Annotated in this window: 36 protein-coding genes; 19 read left to right on the forward strand and 17 right to left on the reverse strand. The window is 62.7% G+C overall.

The features are described from left to right. Positions 1-21: 21 nt before the first annotated feature. Complete coding sequence (locus tag YUO_RS39805) at positions 22-246, forward strand: J domain-containing protein (protein WP_035725896.1); 225 nt, start codon at positions 22-24, stop codon at positions 244-246. 136 nt (positions 247-382) lie between these two features. On the opposite strand, the gene YUO_RS0105410 is transcribed toward YUO_RS39805, so the two are convergent. The 3 genes from YUO_RS0105410 to YUO_RS0105420 form a co-directional block, all read right to left on the reverse strand. Further along, positions 383-562 (reverse strand): hypothetical protein, encoded by a 180-nt coding sequence (locus YUO_RS0105410; protein ID WP_028346363.1) that lies wholly within the window; start codon positions 560-562, stop codon positions 383-385. A 116-nt stretch (positions 563-678) separates the two neighbouring features. Next, positions 679-1,029: a hypothetical protein gene (locus YUO_RS0105415; RefSeq protein ID WP_035725898.1), complete on the reverse strand. Its 351-nt coding sequence runs from the start codon at positions 1,027-1,029 to the stop codon at positions 679-681. Between the two features lie 160 nt (positions 1,030-1,189). Continuing rightward, on the reverse strand, positions 1,190-1,780 hold the full coding sequence (locus YUO_RS0105420; protein WP_028346365.1) for an NADPH-dependent FMN reductase: 591 nt from the start codon (positions 1,778-1,780) through the stop codon (positions 1,190-1,192). Positions 1,781-1,822: 42 nt separating this feature from the next. Here YUO_RS0105420 and YUO_RS45975 point away from each other — a divergent pair, with 42 nt between their 5' ends. After that, a complete protein-coding gene (locus YUO_RS45975; RefSeq protein WP_156908486.1) occupies positions 1,823-1,960 on the forward strand; it encodes a hypothetical protein in 138 nt (45 codons plus the stop codon). Positions 1,961-2,023: 63 nt separating this feature from the next. Here YUO_RS45975 and YUO_RS39810 read toward each other — a convergent pair whose 3' ends face one another. Then, positions 2,024-2,353 (reverse strand): hypothetical protein, encoded by a 330-nt coding sequence (locus YUO_RS39810; RefSeq protein ID WP_051379232.1) that lies wholly within the window; start codon positions 2,351-2,353, stop codon positions 2,024-2,026. Positions 2,354-2,676: 323 nt separating this feature from the next. Between YUO_RS39810 and YUO_RS0105435 the strand changes: the two genes are divergently transcribed. Then, entirely contained in the window at positions 2,677-2,910 is a 234-nt protein-coding gene (locus tag YUO_RS0105435) for a DUF6894 family protein (RefSeq protein ID WP_028346366.1), read from the forward strand. A gap of 453 nt (positions 2,911-3,363) precedes the next feature. Continuing rightward, positions 3,364-4,449 carry a hypothetical protein gene (locus tag YUO_RS43610; protein ID WP_051379233.1) on the forward strand — a complete coding sequence of 362 codons (1,086 nt, stop codon included), beginning with the start codon at positions 3,364-3,366 and terminating at the stop codon, positions 4,447-4,449. A gap of 57 nt (positions 4,450-4,506) precedes the next feature. Here YUO_RS43610 and YUO_RS0105450 read toward each other — a convergent pair whose 3' ends face one another. Then, positions 4,507-4,692: a hypothetical protein gene (locus tag YUO_RS0105450; protein ID WP_028346367.1), complete on the reverse strand. Its 186-nt coding sequence runs from the start codon at positions 4,690-4,692 to the stop codon at positions 4,507-4,509. 252 nt (positions 4,693-4,944) lie between these two features. On the opposite strand from YUO_RS0105450, the gene YUO_RS0105460 reads away from it, so the two are divergent. Next, a complete protein-coding gene (locus YUO_RS0105460) occupies positions 4,945-5,178 on the forward strand; it encodes a DUF6894 family protein (protein WP_028346368.1) in 234 nt (77 codons plus the stop codon). Between the two features lie 9 nt (positions 5,179-5,187). Then, a complete protein-coding gene (locus tag YUO_RS47020; protein ID WP_198027970.1) occupies positions 5,188-5,346 on the forward strand; it encodes a hypothetical protein in 159 nt (52 codons plus the stop codon). 91 nt (positions 5,347-5,437) lie between these two features. Here YUO_RS47020 and YUO_RS0105470 read toward each other — a convergent pair whose 3' ends face one another. Then, a complete protein-coding gene (locus YUO_RS0105470; RefSeq protein ID WP_028346369.1) occupies positions 5,438-6,226 on the reverse strand; it encodes an SDR family NAD(P)-dependent oxidoreductase in 789 nt (262 codons plus the stop codon). Between the two features lie 152 nt (positions 6,227-6,378). Between YUO_RS0105470 and YUO_RS0105475 the strand changes: the two genes are divergently transcribed. Further along, positions 6,379-6,810 (forward strand): hypothetical protein, encoded by a 432-nt coding sequence (locus YUO_RS0105475; protein ID WP_028346370.1) that lies wholly within the window; start codon positions 6,379-6,381, stop codon positions 6,808-6,810. Positions 6,811-6,825: 15 nt separating this feature from the next. On the opposite strand, the gene YUO_RS43615 is transcribed toward YUO_RS0105475, so the two are convergent. After that, complete coding sequence (locus YUO_RS43615; protein WP_063830275.1) at positions 6,826-7,065, reverse strand: hypothetical protein; 240 nt, start codon at positions 7,063-7,065, stop codon at positions 6,826-6,828. A 218-nt stretch (positions 7,066-7,283) separates the two neighbouring features. Here YUO_RS43615 and YUO_RS0105485 point away from each other — a divergent pair, with 218 nt between their 5' ends. Continuing rightward, entirely contained in the window at positions 7,284-7,535 is a 252-nt protein-coding gene (locus tag YUO_RS0105485) for a hypothetical protein (RefSeq protein WP_028346371.1), read from the forward strand. Positions 7,536-8,067: 532 nt separating this feature from the next. Here YUO_RS0105485 and YUO_RS0105490 read toward each other — a convergent pair. Then, positions 8,068-8,823, reverse strand: a complete 756-nt coding sequence (locus tag YUO_RS0105490; RefSeq protein WP_028346372.1) for an SDR family oxidoreductase — start codon at positions 8,821-8,823, stop codon at positions 8,068-8,070. A 162-nt stretch (positions 8,824-8,985) separates the two neighbouring features. Between YUO_RS0105490 and YUO_RS0105495 the strand changes: the two genes are divergently transcribed. Continuing rightward, entirely contained in the window at positions 8,986-11,067 is a 2,082-nt protein-coding gene (locus tag YUO_RS0105495) for a methyl-accepting chemotaxis protein (protein WP_028346373.1), read from the forward strand. A gap of 9 nt (positions 11,068-11,076) precedes the next feature. Here YUO_RS0105495 and YUO_RS44535 read toward each other — a convergent pair whose 3' ends face one another. Further along, positions 11,077-11,241, reverse strand: coding sequence for a nitroreductase family protein (locus YUO_RS44535; protein ID WP_235782626.1), 165 nt, complete (start codon positions 11,239-11,241; stop codon positions 11,077-11,079). A 41-nt stretch (positions 11,242-11,282) separates the two neighbouring features. Here YUO_RS44535 and YUO_RS0105505 point away from each other — a divergent pair, with 41 nt between their 5' ends. Next, on the forward strand, positions 11,283-12,257 hold the full coding sequence (locus YUO_RS0105505) for a glycerophosphodiester phosphodiesterase family protein (RefSeq protein WP_028346374.1): 975 nt from the start codon (positions 11,283-11,285) through the stop codon (positions 12,255-12,257). Positions 12,258-12,296: 39 nt separating this feature from the next. Here the strand turns inward: YUO_RS0105505 and YUO_RS0105510 are convergent, their stop codons facing one another. Next, entirely contained in the window at positions 12,297-13,919 is a 1,623-nt protein-coding gene (locus YUO_RS0105510; RefSeq protein ID WP_028346375.1) for an ABC-F family ATP-binding cassette domain-containing protein, read from the reverse strand. A gap of 262 nt (positions 13,920-14,181) precedes the next feature. Between YUO_RS0105510 and YUO_RS0105515 the strand changes: the two genes are divergently transcribed. The 5 genes from YUO_RS0105515 (at position 14,182) to YUO_RS0105535 (ending at position 15,874) form a co-directional block, all read left to right on the forward strand. Beyond that, positions 14,182-14,631, forward strand: coding sequence for a DUF2267 domain-containing protein (locus YUO_RS0105515; protein WP_028346376.1), 450 nt, complete (start codon positions 14,182-14,184; stop codon positions 14,629-14,631). Between the two features lie 90 nt (positions 14,632-14,721). Further along, positions 14,722-14,904, forward strand: a complete 183-nt coding sequence (locus YUO_RS44540) for a hypothetical protein (protein WP_083754509.1) — start codon at positions 14,722-14,724, stop codon at positions 14,902-14,904. A gap of 15 nt (positions 14,905-14,919) precedes the next feature. Next, positions 14,920-15,144 (forward strand): hypothetical protein, encoded by a 225-nt coding sequence (locus YUO_RS0105520; RefSeq protein ID WP_028346377.1) that lies wholly within the window; start codon positions 14,920-14,922, stop codon positions 15,142-15,144. After that, a complete protein-coding gene (locus YUO_RS47600; protein WP_235782627.1) occupies positions 15,141-15,638 on the forward strand; it encodes a hypothetical protein in 498 nt (165 codons plus the stop codon). The genes YUO_RS0105520 and YUO_RS47600 overlap by 4 nt, the downstream gene beginning before the upstream one ends. An 86-nt stretch (positions 15,639-15,724) precedes the next feature. Beyond that, a complete protein-coding gene (locus YUO_RS0105535; RefSeq protein ID WP_235782628.1) occupies positions 15,725-15,874 on the forward strand; it encodes a hypothetical protein in 150 nt (49 codons plus the stop codon). A gap of 33 nt (positions 15,875-15,907) precedes the next feature. Here the strand turns inward: YUO_RS0105535 and YUO_RS0105540 are convergent, their stop codons facing one another. The 3 genes from YUO_RS0105540 to YUO_RS47035 all read right to left on the reverse strand — a co-directional run bounded on the left by YUO_RS0105540 (position 15,908) and on the right by YUO_RS47035 (position 17,457). Next, entirely contained in the window at positions 15,908-16,285 is a 378-nt protein-coding gene (locus YUO_RS0105540; protein WP_028346379.1) for a response regulator transcription factor, read from the reverse strand. Then, positions 16,282-17,169, reverse strand: coding sequence for a S1C family serine protease (locus tag YUO_RS0105545; RefSeq protein ID WP_028346380.1), 888 nt, complete (start codon positions 17,167-17,169; stop codon positions 16,282-16,284). Before YUO_RS0105545 ends, YUO_RS0105540 begins: the two co-directional genes overlap by 4 nt. 117 nt (positions 17,170-17,286) lie before the next feature. Beyond that, positions 17,287-17,457: a hypothetical protein gene (locus tag YUO_RS47035; RefSeq protein WP_198027971.1), complete on the reverse strand. Its 171-nt coding sequence runs from the start codon at positions 17,455-17,457 to the stop codon at positions 17,287-17,289. 315 nt (positions 17,458-17,772) lie between these two features. On the opposite strand from YUO_RS47035, the gene YUO_RS0105550 reads away from it, so the two are divergent. The 3 genes from YUO_RS0105550 to YUO_RS39830 are packed head-to-tail and all read left to right on the forward strand — an operon-like array spanning position 17,773 to position 21,392. Next, positions 17,773-20,034: a TonB-dependent siderophore receptor gene (locus YUO_RS0105550; protein ID WP_028346381.1), complete on the forward strand. Its 2,262-nt coding sequence runs from the start codon at positions 17,773-17,775 to the stop codon at positions 20,032-20,034. A gap of 57 nt (positions 20,035-20,091) precedes the next feature. Next, positions 20,092-21,195, forward strand: a complete 1,104-nt coding sequence (locus tag YUO_RS0105555) for a PepSY-associated TM helix domain-containing protein (protein WP_235782629.1) — start codon at positions 20,092-20,094, stop codon at positions 21,193-21,195. Continuing rightward, positions 21,192-21,392 carry a hypothetical protein gene (locus tag YUO_RS39830; RefSeq protein WP_051379235.1) on the forward strand — a complete coding sequence of 67 codons (201 nt, stop codon included), beginning with the start codon at positions 21,192-21,194 and terminating at the stop codon, positions 21,390-21,392. The genes YUO_RS0105555 and YUO_RS39830 overlap by 4 nt, the downstream gene beginning before the upstream one ends. Position 21,393: 1 nt before the next feature. Here YUO_RS39830 and YUO_RS0105565 read toward each other — a convergent pair whose 3' ends face one another. Both YUO_RS0105565 and YUO_RS47040 read right to left on the reverse strand, forming a co-directional pair. Next, the gene (locus tag YUO_RS0105565; protein ID WP_028346384.1) at positions 21,394-22,098 is read right to left on the reverse strand and encodes a GrlR family regulatory protein; all 705 of its coding nucleotides are present in this window, start codon (positions 22,096-22,098) and stop codon (positions 21,394-21,396) included. Positions 22,099-22,180: 82 nt separating this feature from the next. Next, positions 22,181-22,474, reverse strand: coding sequence for a hypothetical protein (locus YUO_RS47040; protein ID WP_198027999.1), 294 nt, complete (start codon positions 22,472-22,474; stop codon positions 22,181-22,183). Here YUO_RS47040 and YUO_RS0105575 point away from each other — a divergent pair. After that, positions 22,466-22,909, forward strand: a complete 444-nt coding sequence (locus YUO_RS0105575) for a DMT family transporter (RefSeq protein ID WP_028346385.1) — start codon at positions 22,466-22,468, stop codon at positions 22,907-22,909. The genes YUO_RS47040 and YUO_RS0105575 overlap by 9 nt on opposite strands. Positions 22,910-22,912: 3 nt before the next feature. Here the strand turns inward: YUO_RS0105575 and YUO_RS0105580 are convergent, their stop codons facing one another. Together YUO_RS0105580 and YUO_RS0105585 are read right to left on the reverse strand one after the other, a co-directional pair. After that, a complete protein-coding gene (locus YUO_RS0105580; RefSeq protein ID WP_028346386.1) occupies positions 22,913-23,599 on the reverse strand; it encodes a substrate-binding domain-containing protein in 687 nt (228 codons plus the stop codon). Between the two features lie 6 nt (positions 23,600-23,605). Beyond that, positions 23,606-24,310 carry a GrlR family regulatory protein gene (locus YUO_RS0105585; RefSeq protein ID WP_028346387.1) on the reverse strand — a complete coding sequence of 235 codons (705 nt, stop codon included), beginning with the start codon at positions 24,308-24,310 and terminating at the stop codon, positions 23,606-23,608. Between the last annotated feature and the right edge of the window lie 120 nt (positions 24,311-24,430).

Here is a 24,430-nt window from a genome sequence, read left to right on the forward strand (position 1 = left end):
TCCCTCAAGGAGGTACGCAACATGCGGAACAAGGCGCCAAATCCGAAAAGCACCAAATCGCGCTCGAACGCCCAGATGCAGGCGGCGAATTCAATGCTCAATCCCGGCGATGAAGCACCCCGTGGAACGCCCGGCACCGGCGACGACATCTGCCCCGAATGTCACGGCAAGGGCCGAATCAACGGCTCTCCATGCCCCAATTGCGGCGGCGGCGGAACGATCACCCGCGCCATCGGCGGCGCGTGAGTACATAGATGTCAATCCGTCACGCGCCGAAGGCCGGCGGACTACGCGGAGCCTGTCATCGGGCCGCGCGTCGCGCGGACCCGTTGGCTATCCGCCCTACTTTGTGATACCGCCCTACGCGGTTCGTGATACCGCCCTACGCGGTTCGCTTCTCGAGAATCTTGCGGAAATCGGTGGCCAGGCTCGCGTAGTAGCCGGCCAGCCCTTCGTAGAAGGCCTGCTGCGCCTTGTCCGTGGCCTCCTTGGCCTTTGCTTCGCACTTGCCGGCCCGGCTCTCGTACTTCTCCACCTTGGTCTGAAGTTCAGCCACTACCATCGTCACTACTCCCCGCCACCACACATGTTCATGATGCTATGCCGGCAAAAGTCGAAAAGATGGCCGCGTCGGGGAGATTTCGCAGCGCTGCCGTGAGCAAGCGATGGCGACGCGGTCTATCGCGACGGCACCGGCGCCGGCGGACGCATCGATGATCGCGACTTGGCTGACGCTGCCTGCGGCTTCGCCGCGGCGCGCTTTTCGCTATCGATGGATTCCAGATAGGACGTCAGCGCCCAGGCCGAGCTCGCGCCGGTGGAATAGTGCTTTTGCAAAAACAAATAGAGCGTGAGGTGGAAGCGGCCCTTGGCGAGCCCACGCGGGCTGCGATGGCAGGACGCGCAACCTTCGGCAAACAGTTTTGATGCCGGTTTGCCCTGATCGAGATTCTGCGCGACAGCCGGGCCGGAGAGCGCGGCCATCAACGCAAGAACAAGCAGGCCGCAGCGCGCTTTCGTTGGCGACATCAATTCTACCCGTGCATGAAGCAAATGGACGAGCTGCCTGCGGCAGCTCAAGAAAGGCGGAAGATGGCAGGCAATTCGCAATCTGCTGTCCAGCCGTGGCGAAAAGTGGGTGCGTTTTCGCCAACATTGCGCTTCATTCGAGGCATGGGAGATACGCCCCTCAATATGGCGGCTTCTTGCGCTCCCGCTGCGCCCGTGCCGCTTCCATCCACCATACGAGATCATCGGCGAAGCGCGGAAACGCGTGCGCCAGCGCCTTGCCGCCCTCGCCGATCGGCTTGGCGTCTTCACTCAGCGTCTGCGCGATCGGCCCGGCCGCGAGCGAGCTCGAAATCACCACCATGCCCATTTCCGAGAGCGTGCCGTGCCAGGCGAGCGCGGCGCGTGCGCCGGAGAAGCGGCCGGCCGAATAGCTCGCGATCGCCACCGGCCGCCAGAACCATTCTTCCAGAAAGTGGTCGGTGAGATTTTTCAGCCCCGGCTGCATGCCCCAATTATATTCGCCGGTCACCAACACAAAGCCGTCGGCGCTGCGGATCTTTCCCGCAAGTTCTTCGAGCGCCGCGGGCGCACCGCCTTTCGGATATTCCTTGTACATCCTGTCCAGCATCGGCAGGCCGATCGCCTTGGCGTCGATCAACTCGACATCATCGCCGCGCGCGAGAAACCCCTCGACAACGAACTGCGCGAGACGAATGCCCATGCGGTCGGAACGGTAAGAGCCATAAAGGACGAGAATGCGGTTGCTCATGAGACCTCAACCCTCAGGACATTGGATGATGACACTGGAACCATGCGCGCCATTCGCATGCAAGGCCTGAGCCGCCTTGATGGCGTTGGCAAGGCGATCGAGTTCGTCCTCGGCGCGACCGTGCTGAACACGATCATCTGCCTCGCGCTGCTGTCGTCCTATGCCGCAGCCACCCGCTGAAGGTCCAAGCAGCCGACAAAAAAGCGGCCTTGCGGCCGCTTTTTTGAAATTGCTAGTCCGGCTCTACCAATAGCCGGGCCCGTCATAATAGGCATATGAATCGACGTACGGCGCACCCGCGATTGCAGCCGCCGTTCCGACTGCCACGCCAACCGGTCCGCCGACATAGCCCGGGCGATAATACACGCGCGGGCCATACACGCGCGGGCCGTAGTAGTAGCTGTAGTCATAACGGCTCGGCGTGCGCACGCCGTATCCGCCGAGCAGATAGTCGGAGTTCGGGTGGGAGAAGCCGATCATGCCGGGCTCCTGGGTGGCTTCCTGCGAGAGCGCAGGCGTCGCGAGCCCCATCGCAAGGATGGCGGCCGCGCCGAGCAGTGTGAGTTTTGTCATCGCTCATTCTCCATGTGAACATGAAGAGCGAACGGGCAAGGTAAGATGCCGGTTCCGGCGGCGAATTCACAGCGCTGTGAATATCAGTGACGATTGCTGCGGGTCGTAAAGAGAAAAGGCCGACGGGCGTTACGCCGCCGGCCTTCTCTTGCAACTGCCGGCTCGGGAGGTCCGGTTCCGCTGCGATTCCATGCCTAAAGTTTGATCACTACAGTCTTAACAAAATCTTAAGCGACGACTGTGAGGCGTATCACAGAGTCCCAGAACCTTGTCCGGCTAGCCTGCGACCAACAATGCAGATCGCCTGCGAGAGGAGGCCCGACATGACCCAGGTCTATTTCCACTGCTCAAACTCCCGGGAAGTCCGGCTCGACCGAAGCGGCGAAGCGGTGAGCGACCTCGCCGAGGCGCGCGACCGCGCCGCCTGCATCGTTCGATCGCTCATCATGGGGCGGGATGCGGAAGACTGGCGCGACTGGGTCGTGCATGTCAGCGACGATTTCGACGAAGAGATCTTCGTTCTGCCCTTCGCCTTCGTCCTCGGCAAGCCGCACTGAGAGGTTGCCATGTTGCTCCGCCGCCTGGATGCGATCATGGCACGGTGGCACCGCCTGATCGAGCGCGCCTGCGACCCCTATCGTCCCCAGCGGCATTACATGCGCGGCCCCGGTCCAAAGTGGCACGCCCGGCATCCGCCTCGCGCTGCCGGCTCCGTCCTCTAACCTTACTGCGTCATAAGCCCTTCATTGGTGAGAAGCGCCAACGGGTCTGCGCGTAGCGCGGCGGCCCGATGACAGGCTCCGCGCCCGTGCCCCGCCGCCTGCAGGTATGATCGCGGCGCCCGGGTTCCAGCCCGGCGGCGGGAGCCGCGGCCCCAACCTCTCCACGCTCTTGCCTTGCTTTGGTCAAACCTCGCTGGCCGTGTGGTGGCCAGGGCAGAGGTTTTCCACGCAGCAGAGCATGCTTGCCGCCCCGATCCGGGTGACATTGGACTGAGCAAGGGACCGCCAATGCAATCCACGCCAACTTTGAAAGAGGCTGATCCGCACGACGTTTTTGCGATCGAATCGGTGCTGGCCGCACACGCCCACAAGGCGCCGCCGCTGGCCCACGATCCGGCCGCCCCTCCCGTAGCGCCTCAAGTCCAACCGGTAGCGCCGCAGGTTCATGTCGCGCCGCAAGCTGAAGTCGCGGCCAAGCCGCAAGTGCAAGCCGCGGCCAGGCCGCAGGTTCACGTCGCGCCCGCGATTTCGATCAGCGCGCCAACCCCGCAGGTCGAACCGACGTTTCGCACCACCGACATACGCGATGTCCAGATGCGCGATGTCCAGGTCAACAACATCAGACCGGGCGAGGAGATCAAGCTGGATGGCCTGAAGCCCGCCGGCGAGCGGCCAATAGCCAAATGGACGAAGCGCGTAGTGATGGCGCTGTTGGCCTTGGTCGGCGCCATTGCTGCCGCCGCCTGGCAGCATTATGGCGATCAGGCCAAGGCCATGGCTGCCGAATGGGCGCCGCCCTTCGTGCTGGCAGCCTTGCCTTCGGCGGCCAAGCCCGCCGTGGCCGAGGAACCGAGCGCGCCGGCCGCTCCCGCGACCGCAACCGATCAGGCCGCAGCGGAGCCGGCGGCAACGGCAGCACCGACTCAGCCCGAACCCACAGCTACTGCCGCGGCGGCTCCCTCCGCGGAATCGGCCCAGTTGCAATCGATGGCACAGGATCTCGCCGCGATGGGCCAGCAGGTTGAAGAACTCAAAGCCACCATCGCGCAGCTCAAGGCAGGCCAGGCGCAAATGGCGCGGGAATTTGCCAAGGCTGCCGAAATGAAAGCTGCGGAAGCGAGGGCTGCTGAGGTCCGGCCCGAGCAGAATTTTCGCCCGAGGGTAACAGCCGCGCCGCCGCCGCCCCGATCCGCGAATGCGCCTGTCGCGCCTGTCCGGAAGCCGAAGCCGGCTTACTACCCACCGGCTCAAGCCGCCTATGTCCCCCCACCGCCGCCAGCCGCCGCCCCCGCGCCGCTGCCGCCGGCACCGCCGCAGCAATCGATGGCTGATGACGGCGAGCCGGTGGTCCGCCCGCCGATGCCGCTGCGGTAAGTAACTGCGTGTCCCGGATGCTGCGCGCTGCGCCGCGCCGCATCCGAGACAAATCCGTTAGCTCTGATGCGGGCCTCGCATCAGCTTCATGGCGTCTTCGATATGACGCCATTCCTTGGCTTCCTCGATGTCGCCGCTGCTCTCGCAAGCCTGTGCGTTGTGTGCGGCTTGTGCGATCGCGGTGAGGCCGTGCTTCTCCATCATCTGACGTGCAATCGTGTGGATCTGCATTTCTGACATCATGTTGCTCTCCCGGGGTTGCATCCGTCCTCGCCGCGGCGATTCGAATGTCGCGGCTTCCTCGTCAAAACGGCCGAACCGAAAATCTCGTTCCTCCTGCCGCAGTAGATTATAATTTTAGGACAAGTCTGGGGACGCGCGGTTCCACTCGAGGCCACTCGCCCCCGTAAAATCCCGCCCCGCAATCTCCCCGAATATCAAGCCGGTCTTCCGCCTGATATTTTTCAGCGTGAATCGCAATCGCGGGAGTCGGACATGGCACTAGTCTATTTCCACTGCTCCAATTCCGACGGCGTACGCATCGATCAGCGTGGCTTTGCCGTCGGAAATCTGGCCGAAGTGCGTGACCACGCCGCCCGCGTCGTGCAGTCGCTGATTACGGCGCAGTGCCCGGAAGACTGGCGCGACTGGACGCTGCATGCGAGCGACGATCTCGACGTCGAAATCTTCGCCCTGCCGTTTTCGTCCGTGCTCGGCGAGCCGCATTGAGAGGTCGCCATGCTGGCCATGCAATCGCTTCTTCGATACCTGAACCAGGTCGCCGCGCGATGGCAGGTTCTGCTCGACCTTGCCCGCAACCGCTATCGCCCCGAGTTGCACTACATGCGCGGCCCCGGCCCGAAATGGCACGAGAAGCATCAAGGCGGCGCCATCTGATAGTCCCCGTAGGATGGGTTGAGCGAAAGCGAAATCCATCATTCGGGCCGCAAAGGTGATGGGTATCGCTTCGCTCCACCCATCCTACAAGCTACAAATCCCCCAGCTCCGGGGGCTCGAACCAGTTCGTCAGCGACAGCCCGCCGTCGATCGCGATCGCGGCGCCCGTGACATAGGCCGATATCCGGTTCGACAGCACCGCCAGCGCCAGCGGCGCAAGGTCTTCGGCCTGGCCGAGCCGGCCGAGCGGAATGTGTCTTGCGAGCGCGGGATCGGCAACGAAGCCGCCGGCCGCAATCGCGCCCGGCACCAAGGCGTTGACGCGAATGTTGAAGCGGCCGAACGTCTTGGCCAATTCCTTCACCAGCATCGAAAGCCCCGCCTTCGCCGTCGAGTAATGCGGCAGGTTGCGCGGCGTGCCGGCATGCAGCGAGGTCAGCAGCAGGAACGAGCCGGGCTGTTTGTCGGCGATCAGTCTTTTCGCCAATTCGCGCGAAAGATGGAATCCGGCATCCAGATTCACCGCGTGCATCTGCGCCCAAATCTCCGTGGTGACGCCGAGCGCATGATCGGCTTCGCGCCGCGGCGGCGAGGCGCTGTGCACGAAATGCGTCACGCGCCCGACGGCAGACGCGGCGTCAGCCAGCAGCGCTTCGCGCGCCGCTGGATCGGCGAGATCGCCGACCCAGGGCAGCGCCAACTCCGGCCGCGGCGACGCTTTGGCTGCCGCCGTGACCGTGTCCCGGTTCACATCGGCAAACACCGTGCGGACGCCCTCGCCCACCAGCGCCTGCGCAATCGCGCGGCCGATTCCGTTACCTGCGCCGGTTACGAGCGCCGCCTCGCGCGCGGGATCGAATGGCGTATCCAACAGACTCATGTTCGCGTCTCCATCGAAGCAGGCATAGCCAATTCTACAGGCCGACACATCTTGCGCTGTATCAATTCGGCGCACTACCTGCACCGCTAAGTTGCTTTCACCTTGTTGGAAACCGTCCTAAGCTTCCTTCCATAACCGGCGGGCTCACCGTCATGCAAACCGGCGTTCGAAAAGTCGCCCACGTCCTGGAACGCCTCGGGCTTGCCATGGCCGGCGCCGCGAGCGGGTTGTTTGTGGCCGCTCTGGTTGGGACGAGCCACTCCGCACTCACCAATCAGGCCTTCCTGCTGCTGATGATGATCGGTGGCGCTATCGGCTTTTACCTCGGAATCGATACGCCGCTGCGCCTCACCGCATCGAACGACCGATCTCGCGATGACGCTTGGGTCGACAGAGTGGATACGCCGGAACTGCTCGGCTCGATTGGGACCTTCCTCGCGGCTTTCTCGGCGTTCGCCTGCGTCGGCCTAATCGTGCTGCGCCACGATCCGCATTTGGCATGGATTTGGATGATCATGGCCGGATGGGTGGTCGGCGTCGCCATGCAGATCACCGCCGGCACGATCGCCCGCCTGCGCCGCTGATCAGGCGGTCCGACCTCAGCTCTCGTCTTCCAGCGTCAACACCAAACCGGTCAGCGCTGCGCCGATGCCGAACATTAGCCCGTAGGTTGTCACCAGCATCACCGTGGTCTGAACAGGTGCGCCGCTCTTGGCGACGAGGTCTCTGACATGGAAGGCATCGATGAGGCCGAGCAACAGGACCAGCGTTAGTCCAAGCGCCACGCCCATCAGAAAATGGGTGAGCAGCGCATTGAAGAGTGACTTTTCCCGACGCATGGAGGTCGTGCCTCTCGGCGTGATGCCAAGCCAACGCACGGCCGAAGAAACTGGTTCCATACCGCGAGAACAGAATTCAACTTCCGCTGCAGCGCGTCGGCGGCCTTCAGACGTTTGCAAAACGTTAAGCAAGTGCCGGTACGTCCATCAGCATTCCCAAAAAATTCCACAATCCTTTTTAGGAAGAACACATCGTTTTCGATAAAGGAGAATTTCCCATGCGGTTAGGGCAAGCGATCTTCTTCGGTTCGGCGGCCGCCCTCCTCACTTTGGCAGCGCCGACGCTCGCCAGGAACTCCAACACGAATTCCCAACCGGCAAAGACGAACGAAGCACCCGCTTCCGCCTCCTGCCATGCCTATCAGCAGGCGGCCGACGGCTCATGGACGCAACTGCCCTGTCAGGAAATGGGTTCAAAGGCGCCGCAGCCAAAATCCGCATCGAAGAACGCGGAAGAGGAAACGCGCTGAGCGCGGAGCCTGTGACTGGAGGCGCCGGACCTCCAGTGCAATCCGCCGCAGGCAAATCACTTCTGATTTTCCGAAATGGTGTCAAGCCCCGGAATCAAAAATATTCCGCTTAACGCGAGGGGCAAATCAGTCGCATAACTCCGCTGTCTCACCCGATGGAGGGGCGGCTCGCGATCGTCACGAACGTGCGGTGAGATGCGGTGGACGCGGATGGCGCGCTAGACGTACGCGCAGGAAGCGTACGGCGAAGTCGTGTGGTTCGGGCGTCGCGGTGCTGGCGCTAAGCTGCGTGAAACTATTTGCGCAGCGACGGAGCCGGAGCCTGTCATCGGGCGCGCATTCGCGCGACCCGTTGGCGGAGGATGACAGCTTGTGGTGCTTCGACACTCGTCGTCATTGCGAGCCACCCGGTCGGCGCGAAGCGCCGCCGGATGACAGGCTCAGCGAAGCAATCCATGCCACCGCAATGACGTGGATAGGCCGCAGCGGACTGGATAGCCGCCTTTCGCTGTCTATCACGAGCTCATGTAATTCATGCCGAACGAACCGCCCCACCCAGCCAATCGTCGAAACGCGTCGGCATGATCCGCGCGCCGTCGTCCGGCACCAGCGTGCGCAACGCGAGTGGCGCGCCGAAATACGGCACGTCCGCGCCCGCCACGATCTTGCTGGTATCGCCTTGCTTGCGGAGCCAGCGGCCGACGAAATCCGCAAGCGGCGCCGCTTCGGGACCCGCGACCTCGCTTATGCCGTTGGCAGGCTCGCCAAGCGTCACGTCGGCCAGCGCTTGGGCGACCTCATCGGACAACAACGGCTGCATCAACTGGCTGGAAACGTGAACCTCGCCGTCCCTGCGCCCGTAGTCCGCGATTCCACCGATGAATTCGAAGAACTGGGTGGCGCGCAGGATCGTGTAGGCCAGCCCGGAATTTTCGATCAGCCGCTCCTGCGCCAGCTTGGCGCGGAAATATCCGCTGCTCTCAAGCCGATCGGTACCGACGATCGACAGTGCAATGCAGTGCCGCACACCGGCCTGTTTCGCCGCCGCAATCAGGTTGCGGGTTCCGCTCTCGAAGAAGTGCAGCACCGCCTTGTCCTCGAACGAGGGCGAATTCGAGACGTCGACGACAATGTCGGCTCCCACGAGCGCCGGTTGCAGCCCCTCCCCGGTCACGGCGTTGATCCCCCTGCTCGGGGACGCCTGCTGCACCTCGTGACCGCGCGAGGCGAGCAACGGGGCCAATTTCGAACCGATCAGACCTGTACCGCCGATAACAACGATCTTCATTTCCTCGCTCCTCTGCCGCTAAGGCCGCGGCACCACGCGCCATCGCCAAGACCAACTGGGACGGGCCGGTGTGACACGTGCAACCATAAACCCTGGATTAATTTGCACCACCTATACTGGCAGTCCGCACATCCGTTACCAGCGCAAATGGCCTAAAATCCCATGAAAATCGGTACCCTCCTCACCGCTGCCATCGTCTCGCTTTCCGCCGTCGGCGGCGGGCTCGCCGTCTACGTGGCGGTTTCGAAGTACCAGACCATGGACAAGGTCTCGGTCGCGCAGACCCGGCTGGAGGTGGTGCGCGCGGTCGGCGATATCCCGCGCTACATGAATCCCGAGCGCGGTTTTGCCACCAACATCATGTTCGGACCTCCTGCCGTGGATCCGAAACTGCTCACCGAACTCGACAAATATCGCAAGAACACCGATGGGGCGCGCGACAAGATGAACCGGGTCAAAGCGACCCTGGCAGGCGCGATCGATGACAGTGCCGCCGTCGGCAGCAGCATCGATGCCCTGAACACTCAGTTCTCCGCACTGCGCGCAGCCATCGACAAGGCCCTCACCGGTCCGCCGGAAGCCCGCCGCGATGCTGCCAAGAAGATCGTTTCCGACAACTCCGTCTTCAACAAGGCTGTCACAACGCTGCTCGACGAGCAGGTGCGCAAGATCGCGCTGCTCGACGGCACGGCCTACCGGCAGGCAAGCTACGCCAATATCGCCTGGACGCTACGCGACGTCGGCGGTCTCAACTCCAGCCTGCACAAGAATCTCATCGGTGCCAACCGGGTAGCCACTGAAGCCGAGAAGATGGAGATCAGCCGCTCGCAGGGGAGAAACGATCAGATTCTGATGTCGCTGCAGGAATTGCGCGGCAATCCCTCTACGCCGGCCAATGTGGCCGCGGCGCTCGACAAGATGAACGCGGCCTATGTCGATCGCTTCGGCAAAGAGCTGAAGCTCGTCAAGGATGGCGCCATCAGCGGCAAATATGAACATGATATGGAAACCTACTACGCGGAGACGCAACTCGGTCTTGCGTCGATCATTACGGTCCGCGACGCGTTCTACGACAACGCCGAGCAGGTGCTCGGTGAGGCCTATTCCTCCGCGCGCTTCAGCTTCCTGGTCGCGCTGGCGGGCCTGATCGCGGTTGTCGCCGCCAGCGCCACGCTGATCGTGATGGTACGCCGCCGCGTCTGCAAGCCGATCTTGGACCTCACCGCCACCATGTCGCGGCTGGCCAGCGGCGACGTATCCGGTGAAATCGCCGGCGCCGGCCGCGGCGACGAGATCGGCGCGATGGCATCGGCGGTAGGCGTCTTCAAGGACAACATGATCGAGGCGGAACGTCTTGCCGCCGAGAAGGCCGCCGAGAACGACGGCAAGATGCGCCGCGCCCAGGTGCTCGACGAACTCACCCGCGCGTTCGAAGCCAAGGTCACCGAACTCGTCGGCGGACTTTCGGCCGCCTCGTCCGTCATGGAAGACACCGCGCAGTCGATGTCGTCGACGGCGACCGCCACCAACCGCCAGGCGGCAATCGTTGCCGCCGCTTCCGAGCAGACCTCGGCTAACGTACAGACGGTTGCCAGCGCCACCGAAGAATTGACCTCCTCGATCTCCGAGATCGGCCGCCAGGTCGCGCAATCGACCGAAATCGCCGCCCGCGCCGTCGATAATGCGCGGCGCACCGGCGAGACCGCCCGCTCGCTCGCCGAGGGCGCGCAGAAGATCGGCGACGTCGTGACGCTGATCCAGAGTATTGCCGCGCAGACCAACCTGCTGGCGCTGAACGCGACCATCGAAGCCGCGCGCGCCGGCGATGCCGGCCGTGGCTTTGCGGTCGTCGCTTCCGAAGTCAAATCGCTGGCCGGCCAGACTGCCAAGGCAACCACCGAAATCTCTGAGCAGATCGCGTCCATTCAGGCGGCGAGCGATCAGACCGTGACGGCGATCCAGAACGTCGCCAACGTGATCGCCGAGATCGACCAGATCGGAACCGCGATTGCCGCCGCGATCGAGGAACAGGGCTCCGCGACGAAGGAAATCTCCCGCAGCGTGCAGGAAGCCGCGCGCGGCACACAGGAGGTCAATTCCAACATCACCGGCGTCCAGAAGGCCGCCGACGATACCGGCGCTGCCGCCAATCAGGTGCTCGGAGCGGCCGAGCAGTTATCCTCGCAGTCCAAGGATCTCGCCGGACAAGTCAACCGCTTCCTCTCGGAGGTGCGTGCGGCGTAAATTCGCTCGTCAATCCGCAAAGCCGACATAGCGGACGAAATCGCCGTTCGGCTCGCGGTCGGAGCGGACGGCATTGGCGGGAAAGCTGTCGTCGGGATAGCCCATGGCGACGCAGGTCATGATGACCTCGTCCTCGGGGATATTGGCGACCTCGCGCTGCCGCAAATAGACCAAAAATCGTGCCTAGCGATCCGCCTCGCAGGCGGGGGCAAGTCTTGAACAAGAAACTGAAATATGCGGCAGCGGCGATCGCCGTCTTTGGCGCAGCCATTTACCTCAACAACACCAATCATCTCGCCGCCCATCAGGAAGGCAAGCCCGTCCTGCTCGCGCATCGCGGCATCGCCCAGCGCTTCGACGAGCGCGAGCTGAAGAACGACACCTGCACGGCGGCGCGAATGCTGCCGTCAAACCATCACTATCTCGAGAACACGATCGAATCGATGCGAGCCAGCCTTGCGGCCGGCGCCGATGTCGTCGAGCTCGACGTTCACCCGACGACCGATGGCGAATTCGCGGTGTTTCATGATTGGACGCTGAATTGCCGCACCGACGGGCGCGGCGTCACGCGCGAGCACTCCATGGCCTATTTGAAGAAGCTCGACATCGGCCATGGCTATACAGCCGATGGTGGCAAGACCTTTCCGTTTCGCGGCAAGGGCATCGGCCTGATGCCGACGCTCGCCGAAGTACTGGCGGCCTTTCCGCAACAGCGGCTGCTGATCAACGTCAAGAGCCGGGACGCGTCCGAGGGAGAGAAGCTGGCAGCCGTGCTGACCAAGCTCCCCGCCGAACGCCGAGCGCAGATCATGGTCTATGGCGGCGACGAACCGGTCGAAATGGTCCGCCGGCGGCTGCCGGATGTCCGAACCATCTCGCGTTCGACCATCAAGAGCTGCCTGCTCGGCTACATCGGTTACGGTTGGACCGGACTCGTCCCTCAGGCCTGCAACAATGCGATGGTGATGGTGCCGATCAACGTCGCCCCATGGCTCTGGGGCTGGCCCGACCGCTTCCTCAGCCGCATTCGAGCAGCCAATAGCGAAGTGTTTGTGCTCGGCCCTTACCGAGGCGGCGAATTCTCAACCGGAATAGATACGCCCGAGCAGTTTGCTCGATTGCCGCAAAACTATTCCGGCGGCATCTGGACCAATGAAATCGAAGCCATCGCGCCGCTGGTGGGCAATTAGGCTGTAGCCGGATCGCGCTTCGCCATCGGGGTTACGAGGTTAACTCCGCAATCCCGGCGCCTCGTGCCCGGTGCGCGCGACATATTCGGTGTAACCGCCGCCAAATTGGTGGATGCCCTCCGGCGTCAGCTCCAGCACGCGGTTGGAGAGCGCCGCGAGGAAATGCCGGTCGTGGGACACGAACAGCATGGTACCCTCGAACTCGGACAGCGCATTGATCAGCATTTCCTTGGTCGCGAGGTCCAGATGGTTGGTCGGCTCGTCCAGCACCAGGAAATTCGGCGGATCGTAGAGCATTTTTGCCATCACCAGCCGCGCCTTCTCGCCGCCCGAGAGCACGCGGCACTTCTTCTCGACGTCGTCGCCGGAGAAACCAAAGCAGCCCGCGAGCGCGCGGAGCGATCCTTGTCCCGCCTGCGGAAAGGAATCTTCCAGCCATTCGAAAACCGTGCGTTCACCGTCGAGCAGGTCCATGGCGTGCTGGGCAAAGTAGCCCATCTTGACGCTGCCGCCGATCGCCACCGTGCCATCGTCAGGTTCGGCCGAGCCCGCCACCAGCTTCAGCAGCGTCGACTTGCCGGCGCCGTTGACGCCCATCACGCACCACCGCTCCTTGCGGCGGATCATGAAATCGAGCCCCTGATAGATGGTGCGGCTGCCATAGCCCTTGTGGACGTTCTTCAGGCTGACGACATCCTCACCCGAGCGCGGCGCCGGCAGAAACTCGAATGCCACCGTCTGCCGCCGCTTCGGCGGCTCGACGCGCTCGATCTTGTCCAGCTTTTTCACCCGGCTCTGCACCTGCGCCGCATGCGAAGCGCGCGCCTTGAAGCGCTCGATGAACTTGATCTCCTTCGCCAGCATCGCCTGCTGACGCTCAAACTGGGCCTGCTGCTGCTTTTCGTTCAGCGCGCGTTGCTGCTCGTAGAACTCGTAATTGCCGGAATATGTCGTGAGCGTCCCGCCGTCGATCTCGACGACCTTGTTGATGATACGGTTGATGAACTCGCGGTCATGCGAGGTCATCAACAGCGCGCCCTCGTATCCCTTCAGGAACTGCTCGAGCCAGATCAGGCTCTCGAGATCGAGATGGTTGCTCGGCTCGTCCAGCAGCATCACGTCAGGCCGCATCAGGAGGATGCGCGCCAACGCGACCCGCATCTTCCAGCCGCCGGAAAGCGCGCCGACGTCGCCCTCCATCATCTCCTGGCTGAAGCCTAAGCCCGACAACGCCTCGCGGGCCCGGCCGTCAAGCGCATAGCCGTCGAGCTCCTCGAAGCGGTGCTGCACCTCGCCGTAGCGCGCGATGATATCTTCCATCTCGTCTGCACGATCCGGATCGGCCATCGCGGCCTCGAGCTCCCTGAGCTCGTTTGCCACGACGCTGACAGGCCCGGCGCCGTCCATCACCTCGGCCACGGCGCTGCGGCCCGACATCTCGCCGACGTCCTGGCTGAAATAGCCGATAGTGATCCCCCGATCGAGCGAGACCTGGCCCTCGTCGGGTAGGTCCTGGCCCGAGATCATCCGGAAAAGCGTGGTCTTGCCCGCCCCGTTCGGGCCGACGAGGCCGATCTTCTCGCCCTTCTGAAGGGCTGCGGAGGCTTCGATGAAGAGAATCTGGTGGCCGACTTGCTTACTGACGTTATCGAGACGGATCATTGGGCCCTGAAGGGAGAAAATCGCTGTGGGCCGCTCCTTAGGACATCTAGCGTGCTTGTGGAAGCGGTTCCGAGATAGTCCCGCCGCAACAAGCGGCGCTACCTGACGGTGTTTTATCTTGTCGACACAACTGCATCCCAGGAGACATATACCAGTGGCCGAATGAACTCGCGTATGGGCAGTAAAACCTTCCAGCGCTGCGAACCGATCTGTACCAGCATCGTTAGCCCGTCATCTCCAATTGAACCGACGGAGAGTTCCCATGAGCGCAACGGGTCTCGAAGTATTCGATAGAACGCTCCAGATCACCAACACGTGGTTGGACGAAGTGATGACAAACCTGCCGCGCGATCGCAAGCTGGCGTGGCATATTCTGGGATCGGTATTGCGAACCATCCGCGACCGGGTTCCGGTCAATCTGGCCGCACATCTCGGCGCGCAGCTTCCGCTATTGGTGCGCGGCACCTATTACGACCAATGGCGGCCGAGTGAAACGCCGAAGGCGTGGCGATCGGCAGATGAGTTTCTCTCCATCGTCTCGGCAGAACTTAGTTCGCAGAAGCCGGTCGATTCCAAAGATGCAGCGCAGGCGGTGTTCCGCGTTCTGAACCATCATGTCGATCCCAATCAGGTCGAGAAGGTGCGCCACGCGCTTCCGGAAGACGTCCAGGCGTTGTGGCCTCGTAACAACCGGGTTTCATCGGCGGCCTGATGCGGCATCTGATCGCGGTTCCGAAGATCGACAAGAACCCTGATGTTCGCCGGGCGTTGTCTTGCAGCACGAAAACAACGGGAGCGAACCATGACCAGACCTCCGCCCGTGCCGCAGGACAATCAAAGCCACAAGGGTACAGGTGATCCGAGATCCGGCAACGCCCATGAAGTTCGGAAGGGCCGCGGCCGCGTTGAAAATCCCCGTGAGCAGGGGCAGCAGGGCAACACCGCTCAGAACACGACTCACCAGGGCTATCAGCAGGATCGCTAGTCAGGAGCGAGCACCATGTCGACTTCAACGAAGACGCGCGCGAGCATTCGCCAGGGCGGCCCGGGTGCTTCCCATGAAAACGCCAAGGCGCCGCTTCACGTCGAAAAGCCGCCCGCCGATGATCCGCAGCGCCGGCACAGCAAGGTGTCCGGCGGCGGGGGCGAACATGATACCCACCACACTCACGATCCGGAGCGAAAGGGCGGCGGCACCCATCCCGCATCGAAGGACGCGTCATGAGCACCAAGCATGTGAAACTGAACCGACCGACTAACGTCGATCTTGTTCGCAATCCGCTGATCGGAGGCTCGAAGGGAACATCGATGGCGCAGGTAACGTCCGACGAGCTTGAGGAATTCGAGGGCGCCAATACCTTCGAGGGCGACATCGAGAACGATACCAATCCTCAGGGCGGTATCACCAAAGCAGAAGTTCGCGACCGCCGCCGCGGGCCGCCGCAAAACGATCGGGATAGTGCTCCGCGGAGAATGCCGCTGCAAGGGAAGAAGACGCACGAGCAGCAAATGCGCATTCTCGAACGGAAGCCCGATGTGCCCGACGCGAGGCAGATGGAGGAGATTGCACAGACCCAGCACCGTGGCGGCGCCAAAATAGCGAAGCGCCAAGCACGTCAATCGGAATTTCCGGTAAGCCGCGGCGGGCTCAACCAGGAAAGCCAGCACAACAAGCACAATCGTCAGGGCCAGTCCGGCCACAAGCCTCAAAAGCCATAGGGGACAGTACTATGACACGTGGAGCACACGGAGACGGCAAGCACCTCGGCCCTGGCGCGAAGGGCAAAGGCACCGGAACCGGCGCTATGACCGACGTGCAGAACGACCTGATCGGCGACAACGCGGTGCTTTCCAACCGCGACAAGGCTGAGCATTCGCGCGATCGTGGCCAGGACAGCAAATGGTCTCAAACCGAGCAGTTGAAAGACCACGCGGCAAACAAGGGCCGCGGATAAGGCGCGAGATTGCCGGTCGAGCGCGCGCGGAGATCACAGGTTGATCACGCCAAGTCGTGCGGCATGTGCCACAGCATCGGTGCGGCCGGTGGCATCAAGTTTGGCAAGCAGCGAAGCCACATGGAATTTGGCGGTATGCACGGATATTCCAAGTTGGCGCGCAATGGCTTTGTTGGATGCGCCTTCGGCCATCAGGACAAGCACGTCGCGCTCGCGTGGCGTGAGATCGATTTCGGACGCGTCGACGGCCGTCGGCGCGTCACGTGATATGAGCGCGACTGTCGCTGCCTCTCCCGACGCCGCCAAGCGAAGCCCGGATACTCCGCCGAGCAGCGACGCGAGCCGGTCCGCCAGCACCGGATCGGCGATCTCGATAGCCACCACAATGACCGGCGAGGCCTCCTCGCTCACGGTTCTGGCCTTTCACCGATCGTGAGCTTGACTTGCAGCGGTTGGCCGGCGCGGCGAATTGTAATGTCGACGACGGAGCCGATACTGTCGGGCCCAAGCGATCGGATCAGCGAGCGCATGCTGGTCAGCTTCTCGTTATTCCAGCCGACGATCACGTCGCCTTGCAGGATACCGGCGGCGGCCGACGGACCTGACTTGTCGACACTCATCACCATCGCTCCGACGCCATCGTCGAGCTTGATCGGCTGCAATCCAACCCCGAGATAGCCGCGGGCAATCCGGCCGTGGGTTTCAAGCCTTCCCGCGATCCGGTCGATCGTCGCGCCGGGAATCACGAGAATGCGTCGCACCCCTTGAACGGCCATGCCGATCGCTTCGCCGGAGGCATTGACGGCAAGTCCCCCCTCGTGATTGCTGCGCAGCCGCACGTCGAGCTCGATCCTGGCATCGATCTCACCGCCCCGAAGGCTGCGCCAGCGGCCCCCGATTAGCGAGACGACGCCGAGCGCCGCCGTGGGAACGCCATGCTCGGCAGCGACCACGACCATCAGCGAGCCCAGATTCGGAACAACAGGCGAGAGCGCGACAGAGGCAGTATTGCTGGCATCACTTTTGGTCTCGAGCCGCAGCAGCGCGATATCGGTGGTGTGATCGCGTCCTGCGATCTTGGCCGACTGCGTCGTTCCGTCGGCAAATTTGACTGAGACTTCGCCTTCGTCGGCCAGTGCTTCATCAGCCGTCACGATCAGGCCGGGTTTCCAGATGAAGCCCGAGGCCCGCGAGCGGTGCGAATGCACCGAGACGATCGCGGCCTTTGTCCGGGCGACGACATCGGCAAGGGCGGAGGATAACGACGGAAGGATAGCTGCGGTCGGGTCGGGCATGACAGAACTCCTGGATCGGTTGAATCCAATCTGGGAGTTCAGATTGCGTTCGGGAACTAGCCTGATGGGCAGGCCGCGGGAGTTTTCGGCCTCGAACGCGAGCGCTCCCGCTTCGCGCTATGCCGTGTGTCCGGGTTCGATGTGCTTTGGCGTCTTCTTCTCCCGTTGAGGCGTCATCCTCGCAGGGTCGGGGGCACCAGGCACGCCGCGCGGTCCGAGCTGCTCTCGCTGAATATCGTCTTCCGACTTCTCGGGCTCGACGCCATTGGGCTCGCGATTTCGGGTCATGGCTGAACGGGTTCTCCTTCGAACATTAGCTCACGCTGTTAATGTCTCAGCAGAATACCTGTTCCTATTCCTGAATCTGGCCACGCGGTGGAACCAGCATTGCAGCGCGTCCAGTGCCACACCTTTCGAGCGCTGACGCGGCATCAATCAATCCACGGACGTTAAATTGGAGACCTTCTAAGAGTCTCTCTAAGAACCATTCCATTAGAGGAATCGTAATACCTCACGTATGCGTCACCGCGTTGCGCTGCCGAACTTTCTGAAGGCGCGACGTAAGTGCTCGCAGGTTTGGGGTGAACCTTGAAGTCTCGTGATTTGTTCCGGATCGCCACGTTGGCGACCGTATCCGCATTGGCGTTGTGGCCGCAGTCGACGTTCGCGCAGTCAAGCTCTTCGTCGCAATCCGGGGCGCAGTCGTTACCTCCTATCGTCGTCGCCTCGCCAGAGGCTCGCCGTCGCGCCGCAGCGCCGGAACGGCGCCAGATACGACGCGCAACGCAGACAGCGCAAACCACTAGACCGCAGCCGCAACGCGGCGTCGGCTTCGTCGAAAACCCGCGCGGCGCCGTCCAGGGTTATGTCGCCGGCCGCTCGATGGCGGGCACCAAGACCAACACGCCGATCATGGAGACGCCGCAGTCGTTGTCGGTAATCGGCAACGAACAGATCCGCGACCAGAAGCCCGGCAAGTTCGACGAGATTTTGCGCTATACCCCGGGCGTTGTCGCCGGAACGTTCGGCGCCGACACCCGCAACGACTGGTTCCTGATCCGCGGCTTCAAGTCCGACGATGTCGGCCTGTTCCTCGACGGGCTGCAGCTCTTCTACACGTCATACGCGAGCTGGAAGCTGCAGCCGTTCAACCTCGCCCGAGTCGAGGTGCTACGCGGCCCCTCCGCCGTGCTGTATGGCGGCTCCAGCCCGAGCGGCATTGTCAATGCGGTCAGCAAAATGCCGCCCGCTGAGCCGATCCGCTATCTCGAGACCGGCGTCAACAATTTCGGCAACGCCTATCTATCGTTCGATTTCGGCGGCCCGGTTGCAACCGCGCCCGAAAACGGAAAGCTGTTCTATCGTGTGGTCGGACAGGTCCAGAACGGCGGCACGCAAGTCGATTTCACGCCCGACAATAACTACTTCATCGCACCGTCCGTCACCTACAAGCCGGACGCAGACACGACGTTCACCGTGCTGGCTTCAGCGTCGAAGCAGGATACGCGCGGCATTAACTTCCTGCCCTATGTCGGAACGGTGGTCGATGCACCGTTTGGCCGCATCCCAACAAAACTGTTCGTCGGCGATCCCAGCGTGGATACGTTCAAGCGCGAACAGGAGATGGTCGGCTATCAGTTCGAGAAGAACCTCTCCGACAGCGTCACATTCCGGCAGAATGCCCGCTACGCGCACGTTGACATCACTTATCGCGGTTTGGTCGGCAATAGCTATACCAACATAGCAACCGGTGACCTCGGTCGCTACAATTGGTACGCAAAGAACACCGCCAACCAGGGCAATCTGGACAACCAGTTGGAGTATCGTTTCGATACCGGCCCCGTGCAGCACACGATGCTATTCGGCCTCGATCTGAAAGCCTATCGGATCGACGACTACCAAATCTTCGACTTTGGCGGTGTGCCCTCGATCAACGTGTTCAATCCGATCTACGGTGTCGGCGACATACCCTTCACTGTCGCGCCGTTCCGCAACTTCCTCCTGACTCAAAATCAACTCGGCACCTACATTCAGGACCAGATCAAATTCGGCGGCTTCACGCTGGTATTGAGCGGCCGCAACGACTGGGTATCGACCAGCCAGGGCGATCGTCCGACCGGCGCCACTCTTTTCAACCGCGAAGATAGCAAGTTCAGTGGCCGTGCCGGCCTGATCTACAATTTCGCTAACGGCCTCGCGCCCTATGTCGCCTACGCGACCAGCTACAATCCGATCATCGGCCTCAACGCTTCGAACCAACTGTTCCTGCCGGAAACCGGCGAGCAGGCCGAGATCGGATTGAAATTCAAACCTAACGGCTTCGACGGCCATTTCAGCATTGCCGTATTCGATCTGAAGCGGCAAAACGTGCCGACGACGGTCCCGAATACCACGCCGGTTCTTCAGAACCAGACCGGTGAGGTCACCTCGCGCGGTCTCGAGTTGGAGGCCGTGGCCAATCTCGCACCCGGCCTGAAGATGGTTGGTGCATTCACTACCTACGACCTCTTCATCAGCAAGGACGCGAATCCGGCGCTGCTTGGCCTGACGCCGACCAACACGCCGCAGCAGGTTGGATCCGTCTGGGGTGACTACACCTTCCAGGAAGGACCGTTGAGGGGCTTTGGCTTTGGTGGCGGCGTGCGCTACATCGGCAAGTCCTTCGCTAATGCCGCGAATACGCTTGTGGTTCCTTCGGTCGTGCTCGGTGACGCTTCGATCCATTACGAATGGCAAAACTGGCGCGCAGCGTTGAACGTCATCAACATCGCCGACAAAACTTATGTCGCCAGTTGCGCGTCGGATACCTCGTGCTTCTACGGCGATCGCCGCCGCGTGACGGCAAGTCTCGCCTACAAGTGGTAACGCGCCGCAATCGGAAGGGAGGCAGCGCTGAAAGCCAGGACGGTTCGCATCTGGTCGGTGGTCCACACCTGGAGCAGCCTGATATCGACGCTGTTCCTGCTGCTGCTGTGCATCACCGGCTTGCCGCTCATCTTCCATCATGAGATCGATGAGCTGCTCGGCTACGATCCAAAGCCCGAGATCGCACAGCCGGGCGCGGTGAAACGGAGCATTGACGAGATCGCCCGCACGGCGCTGGCGCATGACCCGGGACGCGTCCTGCAGTACATCTTGTGGGACAAGGACGAACCGAACAACGTGATCGCCTTCACCAACAACAAGGTCGATGGCGATCCGGATGCCGCGACGCTCAGGGCCTATGATGCACATACCGCCAAGCCGCTCGGCTCGGTCGGTGGCGGCCCGATGCTGATCTTCCTTAAACTCCACGTCGATATGTTTGCGGGCCAGCCCGGCAAGCTGTTCCTCGGCGCCATGGGATTCCTGTTCCTGGTCGCCATCGTCTCCGGCGTGGTGTTGTACTGGCCGTTCACGCGCCGCCTGAGCTTCGGCACTCTCAGGGACAAGTCGCGCCGCATTGCCTGGTTCGACTGGCACAACCTTCTGGGCGCTGTAACCATCGCATGGGCGCTGGTGGTCGGCGCCACCGGCGTCATCAATACGCTCGCCGAGGTGATGCTGAGCCAGTGGAAAGCCAACGAGCTCACTGACATGGTCAAACCCTATGCCGGCAAGCCGCCGCCGGTCCATCTCGCCTCGCTTGATGTAGCGCTTGAGAATGCGCGTAAGGCCGCGCCGGACATGAACGTCTCCTTCGTTGCCTTCCCCGGCACGCCGTTCACGAGCTCGCATCATTTCGCGGTGTTCATGCGCGGCGACACGCCGCTGACGTCGCGGCTGCTGAAGCCGGTGCTGCTGGATGGCGAAACCGGCGAAGTTTCCGACGCGCGCGATCTTCCGGTCTATCTCAAGGCGCTGCTCGTGTCGCAACCGCTGCATTTCGGTGATTATGGCGGCATGCCGCTGAAGATCATCTGGGCCCTGCTCGACATCATGACCATCGTCGTCATCGTGAGCGGGCTCTATCTGTGGGTCGTCAAACGCCGCAAGCACCGCAGCCACGCGATCGCGGGACAGCCTGCGTTGCAGCCGTCGCGATGACCGACGCACGCAAGTTGCGCTCCAGTGGCAACTGGTGGACCGTGTATGGCGGTCCACTGCTGATCGGGGTGCTGTCGGTCGCTGGGTTGTTGACGGCGCTGCTTTCGGAAGGCGCCGGCCGTTATTTTTCCTGGATCGCGGTTGGCGCGCCCGTGGCGCTGACCGGCTGGTTTTTCGCGCGGCGCAAGCGACGTTAGACTAGACCGGCCGCATCAGCTTCAGCGTCGCGGCCAGCCGCAAGCTGCGCTTTCCGGCCAACGCAATGGCTTCGAGTTCAGCGCCGGCTTCGTCGCAGGTGCCGGTAAAGCCGATGCCCACCTCATGGCCGCCGAACACAGGGTTTTCGCCCTTCGCCGGCGTATGCTCCTGGTTCAGGATCTCGCCCTTCCAGCGGCCGTCGGCCGAAGCGTAGGACCCGAGGTAATAGAAAAAAGCGTCGCCGCCGAGGATGCGGCCGTCCAGCAGCAGCATGACGCCGGACAGACCGGCCTCGATACCGTCGAGCGCGCGGAGCTGGAGGGAATAGAGCCCGTTGACAATGCCGCCCGGTCCGACGGTGCCGACCGGCGGCAGTGCCTCGTCGTCGAGCCGCGTCAACTCGGCCCAGAACAAGGCGCCCGGCCGCGGCGCGGCGCTGCCTTCAAAACGAATCCTGTTGCCCTGCAGCCGGCCGCGCACGCTGATGGCGGCGACGTCGGTATCCATAAGCGGCTTGTAGTGGGGGTCGTCATTGTGGCGCTGGGTGATGACCTCGCCGATAATTTCCCCAGCCGTCTCCCGGTAGGTGCCGAGATGGGCAAAGGCGGAATTGCCGCCCAACAGCTTGCCATTGTGCATGCACATGATGCTGCGGCCGAACGCGTCGTTCCCGCCGTACTCGACCTTGTAGAGCCCGTTCAGCAACGAAAATGTCCTGCACTATGGAATCGTCCGGCGGGCTTAGCACCGCCGCCGAGATGGAACCAGCGCGCGTTTTATCGCAGTTTCAATGCCGTTTGAAATACTGCACGGCGCGCTCGTGCTTTTCCGCCGCCGCACGCGATTTGAAGGTTCCGAGGTTACGGCGCTTCCCGGTTTTCGGATTGATTTTGCGGGAATAGAGCCGGTATTCGCCCGAGGATAGCTTTCGGATCATGGCCAGCACCGCTTTGTTGCTTGCCCCGTCCGCAATAATGACGCCAAGGGTCCCTTGTTCCGCTCCGGCTATTCGCGTTGTCTGGCCTTGCAATGCCGGCATCGTTCGGCCGGTGTGCAATGAACGGGGGATCATGTGCAACATTTCTTCCTCTATCTCCTTGCGCTCGGCGCTGGCGTCAGCGTCGCGACCCAGCAGGTGCTCAATGGCGGCCTGCGCACCGCGCTGGGCTCGCCGGCCTGGGCGGGGCTGATCAGCTATGCGGGTGGCCTCATCACCATGGTCGTCGCGGTGATCGCGCTCGGCGAACGCGTGCCGTCCTGGAAAACGATGGTCGATGTGCCGTGGTATGCGTGGTCCGGCGGCGTGTTCGGCGCTGCCTTCATCCTGCTGGCGATCCTGTTGTTGCCCTCGCTCGGCGCCGCGACGCTGTTTGCGCTGGTCATTGCCGGCCAGGTGCTCGCTGCGGTGACGCTTGACCATTTCGGCGCGTTCGGGCTGACGCCGCATCCCGTGAGCGCCGCGCGGCTCGCAGGCGCAGTGCTGTTGATCGCCGGTGTCGTCTTGATCCGGGATTGAAATTCAGGGCTCGAGCCCGCTCTCGCGCAACGCCGGTGCGACCGCAGGCGACGCAAGAAATCGCAGCAGCCGGTCCGCTTCATCCGGCTTGTCGCTCGCTACCATACGCCCACCGGAAAACACCGCGGGCTTTTGCAAGTCGCGTGGAATGGCTCCAACCACCTCGATGCCGCCGACCTGCTTCAACTCGCTGATCTGCTGGACGGCGAGATCGGCCTCGCCGGTCACCAGCTTCTCAGCAGTAAAACCCTGCGGGATGATCTGCGCCCTCGCATTGACCTCGGAGGCAATGCCGAGTTGCGCGATCAGTCTTGCAAACAGAATGCCGCTGGCGCCGAGCCGCGAGTAGGCTACCGAGCGCGCGCCGAGTAGCGCCGCACGCAGCGCCGCCTCGGTCGCGATATCAGGATGGGCCGCCCCGGCCTTCACGGCGATGCCGACGAAGGAGCGGGCCAGGTCCACGCAAGCCTCCGGGACCACCCGCCCCTCGCGCACGACTTCGTCCAGCCCCTCGCGGGTCAGGATGACGACGTCTGCAGCCTCGCCCGCGCGCAGCCGGTCCAACAGCGCCAGCGTGGGCGCGAAATCGGCGTCGATGCGTGCGCCGCCGGCCGCCTGATACTGGCCGGCCAGGCCTTGCACGGCGCCCTTCAACGCCAGCGTCGAAAGCATGCGGATGGTATCAACCATCAGCTGCTATACCCGGCGCATCAGCTTGAGCACCGCGGTCATGCGAAGGCTGCGCTTGCCGGCGAGCGCGGTCGCCTCCAAGAGCGCGCCTTGCTCGTCGCAGGAGCCGGAAAAGCCGATGCCGACTTCGTGGCCGCCAAAGATGGGGTTCTCGCCCATGGCGGGTGTGTGCTCCTGATTGAGGATCTGGCCTTTCCAGCGGCCGTTCTCCGAGGTGTACGTGCCGAGATAGTAGAAGGATGCGTCGCCGCCGAGGATGCGCCCGTCATTGAGCAGCATCACGCCGGTCAGGCCGCCCTCGACGCCGTCGAGCAGGCGAACGTGGATGGAATAGAGGCCGTTGACGATACCGCCTTTGCCGACGCTGCCGGCGATCGGGATGGCCTCCTGCTCGATCGGCGTCATCACCGAATGGAACGCCACGCCGGGCAACTCCTTCAGGCCCCCTTCGAAGCGGTACAGATTGCCATCTGCCCTGCCCTTCGCCAGCAAGGTGGCATCGTCGGTGCCGGCCATCGCGCGGTAATTCGGGTCCGGGTTGTGGCGCACGGTCTGGATCACGATGTCGACGCCATCGTCCCGCTTTTCGTAACTGCCGATATGGGCAAAGGCCGAATTGCCGCCCAGCATCTTGCCGCCGCGCGCATACATCACGCTGCGGCCGACCGCCGCGCCAAGCTGAAACCTGACTTTGTAAAATCCCTCAAACAATGCCGTCACCCCGGCAAACCCGGCTAATTGTCTAGCGCGGTTCATAACGCAGGGAAACGGCCTTGAACCGCCGTATTTGAATCAACCTATCAAGACAGCGGTGTCATCAAAACGCAATGA

Source organism: Bradyrhizobium murdochi, assembly GCF_000472965.1.
Classification (GTDB): domain Bacteria; phylum Pseudomonadota; class Alphaproteobacteria; order Rhizobiales; family Xanthobacteraceae; genus Bradyrhizobium; species Bradyrhizobium murdochi.